At 74.5% G+C, this 15932-nt stretch carries 10 protein-coding genes; 7 read left to right on the top strand and 3 right to left on the bottom strand.

Features of this window, described 5'->3' with window-relative positions; translation table 11 throughout:
* Positions 1 to 361 precede the first annotated feature (361 nt).
* The 7 genes from O7625_RS06565 (at position 362) to O7625_RS06535 (ending at position 13116) form a co-directional block, all read left to right on the top strand.
* Positions 362 to 3295 (top strand): AAA family ATPase, encoded by a 2934-nt coding sequence (locus O7625_RS06565; RefSeq protein ID WP_282345053.1) that lies wholly within the window; start codon positions 362 to 364, stop codon positions 3293 to 3295.
* Positions 3296 to 3316: 21 nt separating this feature from the next.
* Positions 3317 to 5842, top strand: coding sequence for a caspase family protein (locus O7625_RS06560; protein ID WP_282345052.1), 2526 nt, complete (start codon positions 3317 to 3319; stop codon positions 5840 to 5842).
* 60 nt (positions 5843 to 5902) lie between these two features.
* Positions 5903 to 6130 (top strand): hypothetical protein, encoded by a 228-nt coding sequence (locus O7625_RS06555; protein ID WP_282345051.1) that lies wholly within the window; start codon positions 5903 to 5905, stop codon positions 6128 to 6130.
* A gap of 236 nt (positions 6131 to 6366) precedes the next feature.
* On the top strand, positions 6367 to 7401 hold the full coding sequence (locus tag O7625_RS06550) for a hypothetical protein (protein WP_282345050.1): 1035 nt from the start codon (positions 6367 to 6369) through the stop codon (positions 7399 to 7401).
* 28 nt (positions 7402 to 7429) lie between these two features.
* Entirely contained in the window at positions 7430 to 9829 is a 2400-nt protein-coding gene (locus O7625_RS06545; protein ID WP_282345049.1) for a CHAT domain-containing protein, read from the top strand.
* Positions 9830 to 9850: 21 nt separating this feature from the next.
* Entirely contained in the window at positions 9851 to 12880 is a 3030-nt protein-coding gene (locus tag O7625_RS06540) for a CHAT domain-containing protein (protein ID WP_282345048.1), read from the top strand.
* 11 nt (positions 12881 to 12891) lie between these two features.
* Complete coding sequence (locus O7625_RS06535) at positions 12892 to 13116, top strand: hypothetical protein (protein ID WP_282345047.1); 225 nt, start codon at positions 12892 to 12894, stop codon at positions 13114 to 13116.
* Positions 13117 to 13148: 32 nt separating this feature from the next.
* Here the strand turns inward: O7625_RS06535 and O7625_RS06530 are convergent, their stop codons facing one another.
* Genes O7625_RS06530 through O7625_RS06520 form a run of 3 tightly spaced genes read right to left on the bottom strand, consistent with a single transcriptional unit; the run spans position 13149 to position 15918 of the window.
* On the bottom strand, positions 13149 to 14216 hold the full coding sequence (locus O7625_RS06530; protein WP_282345046.1) for a polyprenyl synthetase family protein: 1068 nt from the start codon (positions 14214 to 14216) through the stop codon (positions 13149 to 13151).
* Positions 14213 to 15355, bottom strand: a complete 1143-nt coding sequence (locus tag O7625_RS06525; RefSeq protein WP_282345045.1) for a DegT/DnrJ/EryC1/StrS aminotransferase family protein — start codon at positions 15353 to 15355, stop codon at positions 14213 to 14215. The genes O7625_RS06530 and O7625_RS06525 overlap by 4 nt, the downstream gene beginning before the upstream one ends.
* A 14-nt stretch (positions 15356 to 15369) precedes the next feature.
* Entirely contained in the window at positions 15370 to 15918 is a 549-nt protein-coding gene (locus O7625_RS06520) for a cupin domain-containing protein (protein WP_282345044.1), read from the bottom strand.
* Between the last annotated feature and the right edge of the window lie 14 nt (positions 15919 to 15932).

Raw genomic sequence — 15932 nt, 5'->3', positions numbered from 1 at the left:
CGTACGCCAGCATGCCGGGCGTACGGCTGATCGGCAGTCGTCCGTCCGTTCAGTCGGCGTAACATCCCGGACACGACGTTCATCCGGATCTGTCAACCTATCGACGCCCTCCGGTGGCCTGAATCGCTGGTTCCCCACCCCCTGAGCCGTCCGTCGCCCTGGCTGATCGCCAAGGGAAATGACTTTTCGCGCCGTTCACGTTATGCGACTTCATGCGCCATGGTGGGTAACCTTCGTTGGTCCGACTCTTCGGGCGCTTCACCCGCGTCGATCGCGGGAAAGCGGGACTGCATTGTCGGCAGGGCCTTTGCGGACCAGCGATGACATCCGCAATCGGTAGAGCCGGGTAAAGGTGGTGCAGGTGCCAGAGGAGTCGGTGTTCGTCGGCCGTGCGGACGAGCTGGGCCTTTTGCGGCGACGCTTGGCGGAGGCCGGGCGCGGCAAGGCCCGGACGGTGCTGGTCGGCGGCGAGCCCGGCGTCGGCAAGAGCCGGTTGCTGAGTGAGTTCGCGCTCCAGGCGCGCGGGTCCGGCGCTCACGTCCTGTCCGGCACCTGTGAGGAGCGCTTCGGCAGCCCCACGCCGTACGGGCCGCTGCTCGAAGCGCTGGAGATGTTCGGCCGGGAGCACGGTGAGGCACGCGCCGCCGAACTCGGTGGTTCGGCGTACCAGAAGTTGACAGTTTTCTTCGAGCTGGGCAGCGACTCGATGGGGGCGCCCCAGCAGGTTTTCCTCGCGGTGCGTCGGATGCTTGACGAAATTGGCTCCAAAGCGCCGGTGGTTCTTATCCTGGAAGATTTGCACTGGGCCGATCCGTCGACACTCGATCTGGTGCGGCACCTCGGTCAGGCCCGCCCGGAGGGGCGTCGACTACTGCTCGTCGGCAGTTACCGGGCCAATCCTCCGCGCGGTGAACGGCTCTGGCAGCTCTTTGCCGGCACCACGTTCCTGCGCCGTACCGAGCGGTTCGAGCTGGCCCCTTTCACCCTGGCCGAGATGCGCGAACTCCTCGCCGCCGGTGGGGCCGACCGGGTCGACCCGAAACTCGCGGCACGCTGCCTGCGGTGGTCGGACGGGATTCCCTTCTACGCGGAGCAGCTGCTCGCCGCCGGTGCGCTGACCGACCGGGACGAGGACGTCGAGCTGCCGCCGGACATCCGGTCGGTGATGCTCGCCCGGCTGAGCGAGCTGAGCGAGGACGCGCTCAGGGTGCTGCGGGTGGCCGCGGTGGCCGGCCGGGCGATGAGCCGACGGCTGCTGCGCACGGTCAGCGGGCTGCCCGCCGGGACACTGCGGGACGCGCTCCAGGAGTGCTTCGACCGGCAGATGCTGGTGGCCGAGCACGAGGACGACGTGTACCGGTTCCGGCACGCGTTGATGCGGGAGGTGGTATACCAGCAGACCGTCCGGGACACCCGGGTCGACCTGCACGTCGCGATGGCCGAGGCGTTGGCCGCCGACTCCCGGCTCTGCCTGTCCGAGGGGTCGGCGGTGGCGGAACAGGCCGGCCATTGGTACCAGGCGGGTAGCTGGCCGCAGGCGCTCGGGTCCGCCGTCCAGGCCGGGCAGGTGGCGGCCCGTACCCTGGCGTTCGCCTCGGCCCAGGTGCAGTTCGAGCGCGCGTTGGGCCTGTGGCGGCAGGTCGAGGACCCGCAGTCCCGGGCCGGCGTGACGCACCCGCAGCTGCTCGCCGAGGCGGCCGAGGCGGCCCGCTGGTCCGGCCACCTCGACCGGGCGCTGGAACTGGTCGGGCGGGCGATCGACGCACCGGACCACGGGCGTGACCCGGGGGGCCGGCTGGGTGAGCTGCACGAGCGGCGTGCCACCTATCTCTGGGAGGCCGGCAGACGCGCCGAGTACGGCGCGGCGTTCCGGCAGGCGGCCACGCTGCTGGCGGAGCGCCCGGCGTCGGCGGTGAAGGCGCGGGTGCTGGCCGGGATCGCGCTGTCCCACCTCCAGGCGGGCCACTACCAGGAGGGGCGGGACACCGCGGACGCGGCGCTCGCCCTGGCGACCGAGGTCGGGGCGACGGCCGAGCGGGGCCGGGCGCTCGGCATCTCCGGCCTCGCGCTGGGCATGCTGGGCGACCCGGAGGGCGAGCGCCGGCTGCGCCAGTCACTCGAGATCGCCCGCTCGGCCCAGCACATCGAGGACCTGCTGCGGGCGTACGCGAATCTCGGCCTGATCCTGGAGCACGCCGGACGGCTGCGCGAGTCGGCCACGGTGACCCGGGAGGGCCTGGAGGAGGCCCGCCGGCTCGACCTGGCGGGCAGCCGGCAGGGCATCCTGCTGGCCAACAACTCCAGTGCCGCGCTGGTGCTGCTCGGCGAATGGGAGGACGCCGAGAAGATCATCACCGAGGCGAGCCTGGACCGGTCCCCCGCCGAGAGCCTCTACCCGCGTCTCACGCTCGCCGAGATCAAGGTGGCGCAGGGCGCCTTCGCCCAGGCACACCAACTGCTCGCCTCGATCGAGAACGTGGAGCACGGTGAGGATCCACGGTTCCTCGGGCCGCTGCACACCGTCCGGGCCGAGCTGGCCCTCGGTGAGGGCGACCTGGCCCGGGCCGCCGACGAGGTGAGCCGTGGCGTGGCGGCGGTCCACAGGGGAGAGAACGCCCTGGAGCTGCTGCGGTTGTTCGCGCTGGGGATGCGCTGTGCGGCCGACCGGGCGGCCACCGACCCGCAGGGCGCGAGCGCCGTCGGCGACCGGCTCGCCGGTCTGACCAAGGACGTCGTACGCCGCTCGTCGGCGACGGCGGCCGGGCAACTGACGGCGGAACTCCGGCAGCTCGTCGCGCTGTGCACGGCGGAACGGCAGCGCATCGCACGGGCGGACAGCGCCCTCGGCTGGAAGCGGGTCGCCGTCGGCTGGGTCGAGCTGGACCGGCCGTACCCGGCGGCGTACGCCCGGTGGCGGCAGTCCCTCGCGGCGCTGGCCGCCGACGGGGCCGGCGACAAGGCCGCCGCCCGGGAGCCGGCCCGCGACGCCTACCGGATCGCGCAGGCGCTGGGTGCCCGGCCGCTGGCGGAACGGATCGAGGAGCTCGCCCCGAAGATCGGCCTCAGCCTGGGCGAACGACCGGTGCCGGCCCGGCTGCCGTACGGCCTGACGCCGGCCGAGTTCGAGGTGCTGCGGATGCTGTACGACGGGAAGGACGCGGCCCGGATCGCCGACGCGCGCGGCGTGAGCCTGCGGACCGTGCAGACCCAGCTCACCAGGATCTACCGGAAGCTGGGCGTGCACAGCGCCACCGAGGCGACCGCCCTGGCCCGCCGGGAGGGCTTCTTCGACTGAAGCCGTCCGTCAGTGCCGGGCATGACGCGGAAAGCCCTTCTGATCGGTGCGCAGACCAACGGACTGGCCGGTGTGCTCAACGACGTCGAGGCGATGGCGCAGGCCCTGGAGCCACGGGACTTCACCGTGCAGCGGCTGGTGACGCCGTACGCCACCCGGGCCGGGATCCTCGACGCGTACGACAAGCTCGTCGCCGACGCCGGCCCGGACGACGCCCTGGTCGTGTACTACAGCGGCCACGGTGGCCGGCTGGTGGTGCCGGACGGTCGGGACCTGCAGTTCATCGTGCCGGACGACTACACCGACTCGGACGACGACGACTTCCGCGGCATCACCGACGTGGAGCTGTCGGTGCTGCTCGCCCGGCTGACCGACCACACCCCGAACGTCACCGTCGTGCTGGACTGCTGCCACGCCGCGCACATGTCCCGGAACCCCGGTCACCGGGTGAAGGGGCTGCTGCGGACGGTGACGTCCCGCTGGACGCCGACGTACGAGGGCGTCGAGCGGCACGTCCAGGCGCTGGTCGCCAACGGGTTGCCGGTCGACCGCCGGCACCCGGTCGGCAACCCGCACGCGGTGCGGGTGGTCGCCTGCGCGCCGTCGGAGTCGGCGTGGGAGACCGCCAACCGCGACGGCACGCAGATGGGCCTGTTCACCGACGCGCTGGCCCGGGCGCTCGGCGAGGCACGGGGGCAGCGGGTCACCTGGTCCACGCTGCTGGACACGGTCCGGCGTCGGGTGCAGACGTTCGCGTCCGTCCAGCGACCCGAGGTGGAGGGGCCGTCCGGACGCCAGCCGTTCGAGACCACCGAGCTGGACGTGCTCGACGCGCTGCCGGTCTCGGTCGAGGGACCGGACCGGATCCACCTGCTGGGTGCGCCACTGCTCGGCGTCGAGGTGGGTGACGAGTTCGCCATCATGCCGGGCGGCGCGGCCGGACCGGGCGACGGGCCGGCGGTCGGCACCGCCACCGTCGAGGGTCTGCTGCCCACCGTCGCGCTCGCCCGGCTGCGGCCCGCCGACCCCGGACGGCCGGTGCCCGCCGACGCCCGTGGACACCGCACCCGCGCCGCCGCGCCCGCCATGCCGGTGCGCCTGCCGGTCGACCACCCGGCGGGTGCGCTGCTGCGCGCCGCCGTGGCCGCGCGGGCGATGCTGCGACCGGCCGACCCCGACACGGTCGCCCCGGTCGAGGTCGTCGTCGACGCGCGGGGCCGGCTGGCGGTACGGGACGACGCCGGGCCGCTGCACCCGCCCTACCCGGCCACGGCGGCGGGCATCGACGCGGTCGTCGCCAACCTGCAACGGATCGCCCAGGCCACCGCGCTGCGCCGGCTGGCCGGTGACCCGGATCGGCCGCTGCCGCACGCGGTACGGATCGAGTGGGGGCGGGTGCGCGACGGGCGGGAGGAGCCTCTTCCGCTCTCCGGCGGGCTGCTCTTCGCGTACCCGGCCGAGCGCATCTACTTCCGGGTGCACAACGAGGGCGACGACCCGGTGTACGTGTCCCTGCTCGACATCGGCGTCTCGTCCCGGGTGTCGGTGCTCACCCACTCCGACCCGGGTGGCGTCCGGCTCGCCCCGGGCCGGTCCTACACCTACGGCTGGCACGAGGACCTCCAGCGACTCACCGGGGTCGACCTGACCTGGCCGGAGGGCATCGAGACCGCCACCGCGCGACCCGAGACGGTGCTGGCGCTGATCAGCGACGGGCCGGTGGACACCTCGGTGCTGCGGCAGCACGGCGTCCGCGACGGCGGCTCCGGCACCCCGGCCACCGTCCGGTTCGGGCTGGCGGGCCTGCTGTCGCAGATCGCCACCGGCGGGTACCGCGAGGTCGGCGACGCCCCCGCCACCCGGGTCCGGTACGCCGTCGCGCCGATCGACTTCATGGTGAGCCCGACCCCTCCGCCGACCGCCGAGCGGGCGACCTTCCTGGTCGACGACCGGCCGGAGCAACCGGTCCGGCTGCTCGCCCCGCGCGGCGCGACGCCGGCCAGGGTCGCCGTCCGCATCGCCGACCTGGTGGTGCACCGCAACCGGGCGTTCGGCGACGCCGACATCCGGGTCGACACGCTCGTGCTCACCGGCGGCCCCGGCGACCGGCCGGCGCACTGGGCGCGGACCCTGCGGTTCAGCAACATCCGCGACCACGAACGGCTGCCGCTGGAGAACGTGCTGATCTACCACGGACCGGCGGTGGACTTCCTGGACGTCGCGGTCTGGGTCACCCGGGACACCACCGGCAGCCGTGACCTGAGCGCGTTGCTGGCGGACAGGCTGACCAGCCCGGCCGTGCAGTCCGCCGGTGTCCAGGTGGCCGGGCTGGCGATGGCCGCACCGCAGGCCGCCGTCGCCGTCGCGGTGCTGGGCGCGGCCGCGGTCCTGGTCAACACGGCGTACGAGCTGCTGACCGACCTGGTCGGGCCGAGCATCGGGCTGTACCGCACCTCGCTGCTGGCCCAGGAACAGTTCGGGATCGGCCGGCACGAGCGGCACCCGCAGGACTTCTCGCTCACCTATGCGGTCGACCGGGTCCGCTGACCCCTCGACCGCCCTCGACCACCCCGTCCACCGACCGCTATCACGCAGAGGAGTACGCGCATGGCCAAGAAACTCGTCATCGGGCACGAGGAATGGACGATCCCGGACGCCACCGCGGAGGCCATCGCCCTGCAGGTGCAGGATGCGATGCTCAACGGCAGGTCCGTCGCGCTGGAGCTGAACGACGCCGACGGCCGCGCCGTCACCGTCTTCCTCAACGGCGCGGCCAGCTCCAGTGTGGTGCTCGACCTGGACCGCGGGCCGCGTCCGCCCAGCGAGATGTCCTGACCGGACACCGCGCCGACCGGGCCTGCCGGCCGGACGGCGGACGGTCCTGACCGGACGGAGACGGGCCGGGTTCCCGAACGGGAGCCCGGCCCGTACGTATCCGCCGTGCCCCGTACGTATTTCGCGGTATCTCCTTCGGCGCACCTCGGCCGGCCGGCTCCCGGCCCAGACGATCGGTGCACAGCGGATCGGTGCGCAGCCGATCGACGCACCCGTCGAGGTACGGAGGATCTCCCGTGGCCGGTACCAGGAAGCAGCAGCAATCCGCAGCGGACACCGTCCGGGAACTGGCCCGGCAGGGGCTGCTCGCCCGGCACTTCCGGGAGGCCTCGGCCGAGGAGCGGCGGTGGCTGCGGGCCGGTGCGGGCGAGATCGCCTGGCCGCTGGTCTACCTGCGGGTGACCCGGCCGGTCGAGCACAAGCGCGGCCACCACCACTGCGCCGCCGGGCTGCACCGGCTGGAGCCCGACTGTCTGGAACGCTTCCACGACGACCTCGATGCGGTGCTCGACGACCTCTTCGTCCGGGCCGAACGACCGATCACGAACCTGGAGGGCTGGCTCACCGTGCAGCTGCCCCGGGCCACCGTGGACGGCCACCGCCGTCGCCGTGGACGACGCGGCGCGGCGCAGCGGCCCCGGGTGCCGAACTGGCTGGCCGAGGCGCTGGACCGGAACACCTGGCTGGTCGAGCTGGCCAAGTCGGTCCTCGACTGGGTCGGCGTCGAGGCGACGGTCAGCGGCGGGCTCTGGCCGCTGACCGCCTGGACGGAGCGGCGGGTCGTCGTCACCGGGGACCACACCGCCGGTGAGGCGGTGGTCGCGGCCGAGATCGAGGTCGTCCTGACCGCGATGCGGCGTCGCGCCACCTGGTACGAGCGGAACGTGGAACGGCCGCTCGGCCACAAGCAGGCCCCGGTCCACTCCCCGGTGGGCGACCCGTCCGGCGGGTACGCCGAACCGGAGCCGCTCGCCCTGGTGCCCCGGCACGAGATCGACGACGCGCTGCTGCTGGAGCTGGCCGACCGGGCGATCACCCTGATGGAACGTCGGGTGGCGGCCGGGGAGGAGATCCACACGGTGGTCGCCGAGGTGGTGGGCGTGGTGTTCGGCGCGATCCCGGCCTCGTACGGCCTGGACCGCGACCCGGGCCACGACCCGGTGGACGCGGAGCAGGTCGCCGCCCTGGTCGGCGATCCGGAGCGGCTGGCCAGCATCACCACGACCGTCGTCGAGCTGCTGGGCCGCCGGAACCGTCCGTCAGGACGGTAGGAGTCGGGACGAGGGAAGGGGTGGACGGATGGGACAGCCGGACAGGTCACCCCCCGGCCGGCGGGCGGCGATCACCCGGATCGCCGCCATCCAGCAGGCGGCGCTCGACTGGACCGTGACCGACGTCCCCGGTGCGCTGGCCGAGCTGGAGCGGCTGGCCGAGGAGTTCGCCGACGACCGGCAGGTCCGGGCGCTGGCCGAGGCCACAGCGTCGGCGCTGGGGCTCCTCCGCGCCTCCCCGATGCTCGATGTCGGCGGGATGCGCGCGGCCCTGGCGAACCTCGACGACCTGACCGAGGCGGTGCCGGGCGCGGCGTCGGCCGTCGAGCCGGCACGCGCGCTGATGCCGGATCTCCTCCGGGCGGCACAGGCCCATCAGGAGGGCGACACCGCGACCGCGCGGGCGCTGTTCGCCGCGTTGCGGGTCCGCGCCGGCGAGTTGCCGCCGGGCGACCCGCTGGGTACGGCGCTGGCCGACGTCGCGCCGCTGCTCGACGCGCTGTACGCGGGCACGGAGGCGCAGCTCCCGGACCCCGGGCCGGACGCGTCCGACACGGTCCACGCGCTGCACCTGATGGTCCGGGGTGGCCTGGCGGTGCGCCCCGACGACGCGCCGGACCCGGAGCGGGTGGAGGCCGGGCTCGACGATCTCCGGGCGGTAGTCGCGTCGCTGCCCGGACACCACCCGTACCGGGTCATGTGCCTGACCTCGCTCGGGCTGGGGCTGGCCCGTCGCGCGGAGATGCGCGGGACGCTGGCCGACGTCGACGAGGCGATCACGGTGCTGGAGGAGGCGCGCACGCTGGCCGGCGACGCGACCCATCCGGCCTGGGCACTCGTCAACGAACTCCGCACCGCGATGCTCCGCCGGCGTGGGCGGGAGCCGCTGGCCCGGCGGGCCGCCCTCGAAGGGCTCCGCGGGTACGCCTGGCAGGTGTTACGGCAGCCGGAGCCGGCCGCCGCCCGCGCCGCTGCCCGGGCGGCGGTCGAGGCGGCCGTCGGCATCGCCAACGGCTGTCTGGCCAACCACCAGCCCGCGGACGCGCTCCGGGCGCTGGACGCCGGGCGCGGTCTGCTGCTCTTCGCCACGACGGCGTGGCGTGACCCGTACACCCGGCTCGTCGAGGCCGGGCACCGGGACCTGGCCGACGAGTGGCGGGCCACGGAACAGCCTTCGCCCCGGCTGCGCGATCGGGTCCTGGCGGCGCTGACCCGGGACTCCGGCCTGCTCGACCCGCCCGACCTCGTCGAGATCCAGGGCGCGTTGCGCCGGCTGGCGGTGGACGCGCTGGTCTACCTGGTGCCCGCCACCGCGTCGTCGCCGGGCTGGGCGGTGATCGCCCCGGTCGAGGGGCCGCCGCGGTACCTGCCGCTGTCCCTGCTCTCCATCGGTGCCGGCACGGACGTCGAGCGGTACCTGACCGCCCTGGCCACCCGGGATCCGGCGACCACCCGGGAGGTCGGGCCGATCGACCCGGACATCTTCGCCGACCGGCTCGACGCGCTCTGCGGATGGGCGTGGAAGGCCGCGATGGGGCCGGTGGTCGGGCCGTACCTCGACGCGGAGCGCGTGCCCCGGCTCGTGCTCGTCCCCATGGGCGACCTGGCCCGGGTGCCGTGGCAGGCGGCCCGCGCCCCCGACGGGACGTACCTGGTGCAGCGGGTCGCCCTGTCCCAGGCCGCGTCGGCCCGGATGCTGTGCGACACCGCCATGGCCGAGCGGGCGCCGACGGCCCGGACCGGGCTGGTGCTGGCCGACCCGGACACCGGCGACCGGGCGGGCGGTCTGCGTTCGGCGCGGCTGGAGGCGTACGGCATCCACCAGATGTTCTATCCCGGCGCCACCTACGTCGGCCGGCGGCCGGACGGCACCGTCAGCCCCTCCGGCGCGGGCAGCCCCGACGACGTCCGGTCCTGGCTGCGCGCTGACGGCACCCCGGCCGGCGGCCTGTTGCACCTCGCCTCGCACGGCGTGATGGAGACGGCTCCCGCCACCGCGTCCTCGCGGCTGCTGCTGGCCGGCGGTGACCTGACCGCGGACGAGCTGGTCGAGGTCATGACCGGGGTCGACCGGCGGCCCGTCGGGCTGGTGGTGCTCGCGGCCTGTCACACCGGCCGGTCGATCCACGGCTACGACGAGGCCTACAGCCTCGGCACGATGTTCCTGGCGGCGGGCGCCCGATCGGTGCTGTCCACCCAGTGGAGCGTCCCGGACGGCGAGACCTCCCTGCTGATGTACATGTTCCACCACTTCCTGGTGGCCGGGGGGCACCCGCCCGGGGACGCGCTGCGCCGGGCGCAGATGTGGATGCTCGACGACCAGCGACGACCACCCCGGCACATGCCGCCCGCGCTGCGCCGGATGCTCGACGACACCGACCCCACACGGGTGGTGGCCTGGGCCGGATTCACCCACTGGGGACAGTGACCGACCGAGAGGTGCAATGCCATGGACGACGAGGTCGCCAAGCTCCGGGCCGAGATCGCCGCACTCCGCGCCGGGCTCTCCCGGCTGGACGATCGGGCGCGGCTGCCGACGCTGGTGCAGATCGGGCAGAAACTCCAGCTGATCTACTGGCGGATCGGTCCGGGCCAGCCCGCGGCGCTCGGTGACCTGTCCGCCGCGATCGAGGTGTGGGACGAGGTGTACCGGCTGCTCGATCCGGACGACCCGGCGCGCGGCGATGCGGCCTTCCGGCTCGGCCAGTTCCTGGCCGCCCGGCACAGCACGCACGGCGGCGCGACGAAGGACCGGGAGACGGGGATCTTCGTCCTCGGCGAGGCGCTCACCTTTCCCGACCTGCCGCCGACGGCGGCCAGCATGGCGCGGCTCTCGCTCGCCACGCTGCATCTCCAGCGGACGATGGAGGCGCTCAGTCCGGCCAGCGCACGGGCCGGCTTCCTGACCGGGCTGTCGCCCGGCGCGCAGGACGACGGGGTGATCGGGGCCCGGCTGCTCCGCGAGGTCCTGGCCGGGCCACCGCTGAGCACCACGGTCACCACCATGGCCCGCACCATGCTCACCATCGCGGAGTCGATCCAGCCGCTGCTCAGCGGTGACCCCACCCGTGTCGACCTCGGCAAGATGATGGCGGCGTTGGCGACGTTGCAGCGGTTGCAGCGCGACGGCCTGCCGTCGACGACGTGGGTCACCGGCGATCCGCTCGACTACCCGGTCGCCGTCGTGCAGGGCGACGAGGACCCCACGCCGACGGTCCCGCCGCGTCGACCGGTGCGACCGCCGGACGCGCCGGTGGCGACCGAGCGGTACTCGGCCCGCCGGGCGGCCCGGGACCGGCTGGCGGCGCTGACCGACGGCGACGGGTCGCCCGGCTGGGAGCAGGCCCGCGCACTCCTGTCGACCGACCCGTCGACGCTGGCCGCCGGCGACCTGGACGCGTTCGTCGGGGCCGCGGTCCACGCGGCCGCCGCCGACAACGGTGACGTGACCGACGGCCCGGCCGGCAGCGGTGATGCCGCCGACGGCGGTGACGCGGCCGACGGGAACGGCACGGCCGACGGGAACGGCGAACCGGCCGAGCGTGGCATCGACCAGTTGTTGTCGGCGATCGGGCTGTGCCTGCGGGAGCGCCGGGACGGCAGCGGCTGGGGGGCCGACGACGAGGAGACGACCAGCGGGGCCTACCGTGCCGCCGCGGCACACCTGCGGACCGCCGCGACCCTCGTCCCGCCGGACCATCCGGCCGCGGCGGTGGTCGTCGAGGCGGTCGGCGGCCTGGTGGACGACGCCCGACCGCTCTCCGGGGCGGTCGCCGGGATCGCCGACGTGCTCCCCGGGTACGCGGCGGGGATCCCGTCCCGGCCGGCGACGGTGACGGCGCTCGCCGAGTTGTGCCGGACGGTGACCGCGCTCCGGGCCGGCGCCCCGGTCGAGCCGGACGCCCTGGCCGCCGCCCTCGCCGCGGTGCCGACCGACCATCCCGTCCGGGGTCCGCTCGCCGTCGCTGTCACGCAGGCCCGGCTGGTGGCGGCGGTGCACGCCGGTGGGCCGGTCACCGTGGACCCCGCCCTGGGCCGGCTCGGTGGGTTGCTCGCCGCACTGCACCACGACGACCGGGTGGCGCTGCGTACGGCGCTCGACGCCGATCCGGGACGGGCCTCGCCACCGGTCTCGGCGGTTCTCGGCGCGGCCCACCTGCGGCTGGCGGATGACCTCGACACCGCGATCGCGCTGCTGTCCGGGGCGACCCGCACGCTCGACGACGGTGCCCTGCGTACCCGCACCTGGTGGCGGCTGGCCGAGGCGTACCGCAGTCGCGGAGCCGTCGGGGACGACGAGTGCAGCCGGGAGGCCGGCCGGCACGCGCTGGAGGGTGCCGGGTCGGACCGCCGTGACGCGGCCCGGTTCGCCGGGTGGATGCTCGCGGAGGGGCGGGGCGGGGAGGCCTTCCACGCCCTGGAGACCGCCGCGGCCGCTCCCGGATCGCCTACCGTCGACCCGCTCGTCCTGGACCTGCTCGCGGTGCTCACCGGGGTCACGCCCCCCGTCGGACCACCGCCGGCGGTGCCGGATCCGGCGACCGTCGCCGCCGCGGTCCGGGAGATCGGCGCGGTCGCCCTGCTCTACCTGCACCCGACCGACGACGCGGGGCGGAGCGCCGGGGTGCTCTGTCTCGATCCGGCCACCGATCGGCTCGACGTGCTCGCCAACGTCCCGGTGACCGATCCGCTGGCCTCGGACGACCCCGGCTGGGCGGCGGTCATGCGACGGTGGTCGCCGGGCAGCCTCCTGCTGGCGGCGACCAGCGGTCTGGACCGGCTGGCGCTGCCCGCGGTACGCGTCGGCGACGGCCGCCGGCTGGTCCAGGAGGCGGTCGTCTCGCACGTCTCGTCCGGGGCGCAGGTGGTGCGGCTCGCCGCGCGGTCGGTCGCGTCGGTGGCGGACGCGCCGCTGTTCGTGGTCAATCCCCGGGGCGACCGGGACCACGAGATGGCCGAGGTGATGGCGGTACGCCGGTTGTGCTACCCCCGGTCGGTCTGCCTCGGTCGTGCCCTGGAGCCGGTGGCGGGCACCGGCACCCCGGACGACGTCCGCAAACACGTGACCACCGCGTCGGTGGTGCACCTGGCGTGCGGACTGCGGGGCACGGAACTCGACCTGGCCGACGGCGGGGTGCTCGACGTGGCGACCGTCGGGGGCGCGGGCGGCCTGCTGCTGCTCGCGGAGAGCACCGCCGGCCCCGGTCCCGCCCTGCTCGACGCCGGTTTCGTGGGGGTGGTCGGCTGGCGGTGGGCGGTACCCACGCCGGTCGCCGCCCTCGCGCTCTTCCTGGTCCATCTGCAGCTCGTCGAGCACCGCCGACCACCCGCGGCGGCGGTCGCCGCGGTGCAACGGTGGATGCTGGACCCCGACCGGGTCCTCCCGGCGGCCCTGACCGGCTCCCACCGGAACACCGTCACCACGAGCGACCTGGCCGGGCCGGAGCTGTGGGCCGCGCTGACCTACAGCGGTCGCTGACGGTGGACGACATGCCCGATGAGCTGCGGGAACATCTCCTCAGCGAACTACGTGGGGCGGTCGCGGCCCGGCTCCTGGCCGGCACCGATCCGCGGCGGGTGGCCGCCGGGCTGGTCCGGCGGCTGCACGGCCTGGCGACGATGGCCGGCGACGACGTACCACCGACGCCGATACCGCCGATGCCGCCGATACCGCCGATACCGCCGATGCCGCCGACGCCGGGCGAGTGGCGGTGACCCGCCGGGCGTTCACGGCCGCCGCGCGCTGCTCACCAGCGGCGTTGCGTCGCGCTCACCGCCATCGTGGCGAGCTGCCGCCGGCCGTGGGGCGTCGCGCCGCTCGCCTCCAGCACGGCCAACGCCCGTTCGGTACGGCGCACGATGTCCCGTTCGACGTGCTCCACCGCGCCTACGTCGGTGAAGATGTCCCGGATGGCGTGCAGCTCGTCGGCGGAGACGTCGGTGCCGATCTTCGCCCGGAGGAACTTCGCCGCGTCCGGGTCGCGCTCGTCCGCGTGGCGCAGCGCCGTCGCGAAGAGCACCGTCCGCTTGCCCTCGCGTACGTCGTCGCCGGACGGCTTGCCGGTCAACGCCGGGTCACCGAACACCCCCAGCAGGTCGTCGCGCAGCTGGAAGGCGATCCCGACGTCGACGCCGAACGCACGGTAGGCGGCGACGAGATCCGCGTCCGCGCCGGCGATGGCGGCGCCGAGGTGCAGCGGGCGCTCCACCGTGTACGCCGCCGTCTTGTACCGGTCAACGCGCAGCGCCGAGTCGACGTCCTCGGCGCAGCTCGCCTCGGCGGTCAGGTCGAGCAGCTGCCCGGCCAGGACCTCGGTACGCATGGCCGACCAGACCGGGCCGACCCGCCGGTACGCGTCCGCCGGGAGGCCGGCCCCCCGGACCAGGTCGTCGGCCCAGCCCTGGGCCAGGTCCCCGGTCAGGATCGCGGTGCCCCTGCCGTACGACTCCGCGCTTCCCGACCAGCACCGGTCCCGGTGCTGGTCGGCGAAGGTCACGTGGGCGGCGGGGCGGCCACGGCGGGTCGGCGAGGCGTCGATGATGTCGTCGTGGATCAGGGCCGACGCGTGGAGCAGTTCGAGCGCGGCGCAGGCCTGCCGGACCGCCCCGGCGTCGGGGCCGGTCTCGTCGCCGCCCGCGCCGAGCCAGCCCGTCCAGGCGAAGGTCGGCCGGATCCGCTTGCCGCCGCGTAACACGAACTGCTCCAGCTCGGCGACCGCGGTCGCGAAGCCCGGCCCGATCGCCTCGGCCTCCACCCGGCGGTCGGCGAGGAACCGGCGGAGCACGGCGTCGACCGGCTCCGTGTCCGCGGTCACGCCGCTCCCGCCCGGGTGTGCGAGTGCAGGGCGGTGCGCAGGGTCTCCGCGACCCGCTCGACCTGGCCGGGGGTGAGTTCGGCGTGCATCGGGATGGCGATGTTGCGCCGGGCGAGGTCGGCGGAGACGGGGCAGTGCTGGCTGCTGTCGTAGACGGGTTGCTGGTGGCTGGCCCAGGTGCCGTGCCCGCAGCCGATGCCGTGGGCGCGCAGTTCGGTGGCGATGGCGGCGCGGTCGACGTCCGGGTGCAGGGTCAGCAGGTAGGACTGCCAGGCGTGGGTCCGGTCGTCGGGCACCACCGGCAGGGTGACGAGTTCCTCGTCGGCGAGGAGCTGGCCGTAGTGGGCGGCGACGACGCGGCGGCGGTCGAGGAGCTCCTCCACCCGGGTGAGCTGCACCTGGAGGATCGCCGCGGCGATGTCGGAGAGCTTGTAGTTGTAGCCGATCTCGGTGAACTCGGGGATCGGCAGGCCGACGATCTGGGCCTGGTCGAAGATGCTGCCGATGCCGAAGGAGGAGCGCAGCCGGGCGTCGGCGGCGAGAGCGGGGTCGGTGGTGAGCAGCGCGCCGCCCTCGCCGCTGGTGATGCCCTTGCGGCCGTGGAAGGACAGGCAGGCCACCGGGGCCAGGGCACCGGCGGGCCGGCCCCGGTAGGTGGCGCCGATGGCGCAGGCGGCGTCCTCGACGAGGAACAGCCCGTAGCGGTCGGTGAGGGCGTTCAGCTCGTCGTAGTCCGCCGGCATGCCGAGGGTGTCCACGGCGATGACCCCGACGGTGCGGGGGCCGATCAGATCGGCGACGGCCCGGGGGTCGACGGTGCCGGTGTCGGGACGCACGTCGGCGAAGACCGGGGTCGCGCCGACGTAGCGCACCGCGTGGGCGGGCGCGGGGAAGGTGTAGTCGGCGACGATGACCTCGTCGCCGGCCGTGACCCCGAGGGCGAGCAGGGCCAGGTGCAGGGCGGCGCCGCAGTTGCTGACCGCGACCGCGTCGGTCACCCCGTAACGGGTGGCGAGGTCGGCCTCCAGCGCCTTGCCGCTCGGCCCCTGACCGGCGGGCCAGCCCGAGGAGAACACCCGCGCGACCGCGGCCAGCTCCTGCTCACCCAGACTCGGTCGGACCAGAGGAATCGCATCCACCGTCTTCACCCCCACTACGCCGGATTTCCGTTGGAGCCGAGCAGGGCCGGTAGCCCGTAGCGCAGGGGCGTGATCTGGTGGACGTCGTAACGGTCGCGGAGCTCCTGTACGGCGTCGGGATCGACGGGCCCACCTGCGGAGAAGATCTCGACGATCTCCTCGAAGTAGTTCTCGTGGTCGGGGGACGGGTAGCTCTGGAACAGCATCCGGGCCGGCTCGTCGGTGGAGTTCCGGAACGCGTGCGGGCACCCGGCCGGGACGAACATGCAGCTGCCCGCCTGTGCGGTCACCACCCGGTCCCCTGCGGCCGACTCCCAGTCCTGCCAGCCGTCCCCGGTGCGGGTGGTGGGCTCGAACGCCAGCAGGTCGAGCTTCCCGTCGAGGACGTAGAAGAACTCCTGCGCGTGGTGGTGGGTGTGTGCCCCGACGTCGAAGCCGGGCGGCACGACCACCTCGAAGATCGACGCGGCCGAGCCGTGCGCCGCGGTCACCTTGAAGGTGACCTCCTGTGCCTTGGTGACCAGTTTGCGTCCCTCGCCGGGTGGGACAATGAGGCCGCTCATGCGGTGGGTTCCCT

Origin of the sequence: Micromonospora sp. WMMD714 (assembly GCF_029581315.1) — a bacterium.
GTDB classification, from domain to species: domain Bacteria; phylum Actinomycetota; class Actinomycetes; order Mycobacteriales; family Micromonosporaceae; genus Micromonospora; species Micromonospora rifamycinica.
The sequence above is the reverse complement of the archived record's forward strand: the minus strand, read 5'-3'. Positions and strand labels throughout refer to the sequence as shown.

What these genes read in the sequence shown, in the direction of transcription:
- O7625_RS06520 (WP_282345044.1), bottom strand. Translation starts at nt 15,918, where the DNA reads ATGAGCGGCCTCATTGTCCCACCCGGCGAGGGACGCAAACTGGTCACC.
- O7625_RS06540 (WP_282345048.1), top strand. Translation starts at nt 9,851, where the DNA reads ATGGACGACGAGGTCGCCAAGCTCCGGGCCGAGATCGCCGCACTCCGC.
- O7625_RS06545 (WP_282345049.1), top strand. Translation starts at nt 7,430, where the DNA reads ATGGGACAGCCGGACAGGTCACCCCCCGGCCGGCGGGCGGCGATCACC.
- O7625_RS06535 (WP_282345047.1), top strand. Translation starts at nt 12,892, where the DNA reads ATGCCCGATGAGCTGCGGGAACATCTCCTCAGCGAACTACGTGGGGCG.
- O7625_RS06560 (WP_282345052.1), top strand. Translation starts at nt 3,317, where the DNA reads ATGACGCGGAAAGCCCTTCTGATCGGTGCGCAGACCAACGGACTGGCC.
- O7625_RS06555 (WP_282345051.1), top strand. Translation starts at nt 5,903, where the DNA reads ATGGCCAAGAAACTCGTCATCGGGCACGAGGAATGGACGATCCCGGAC.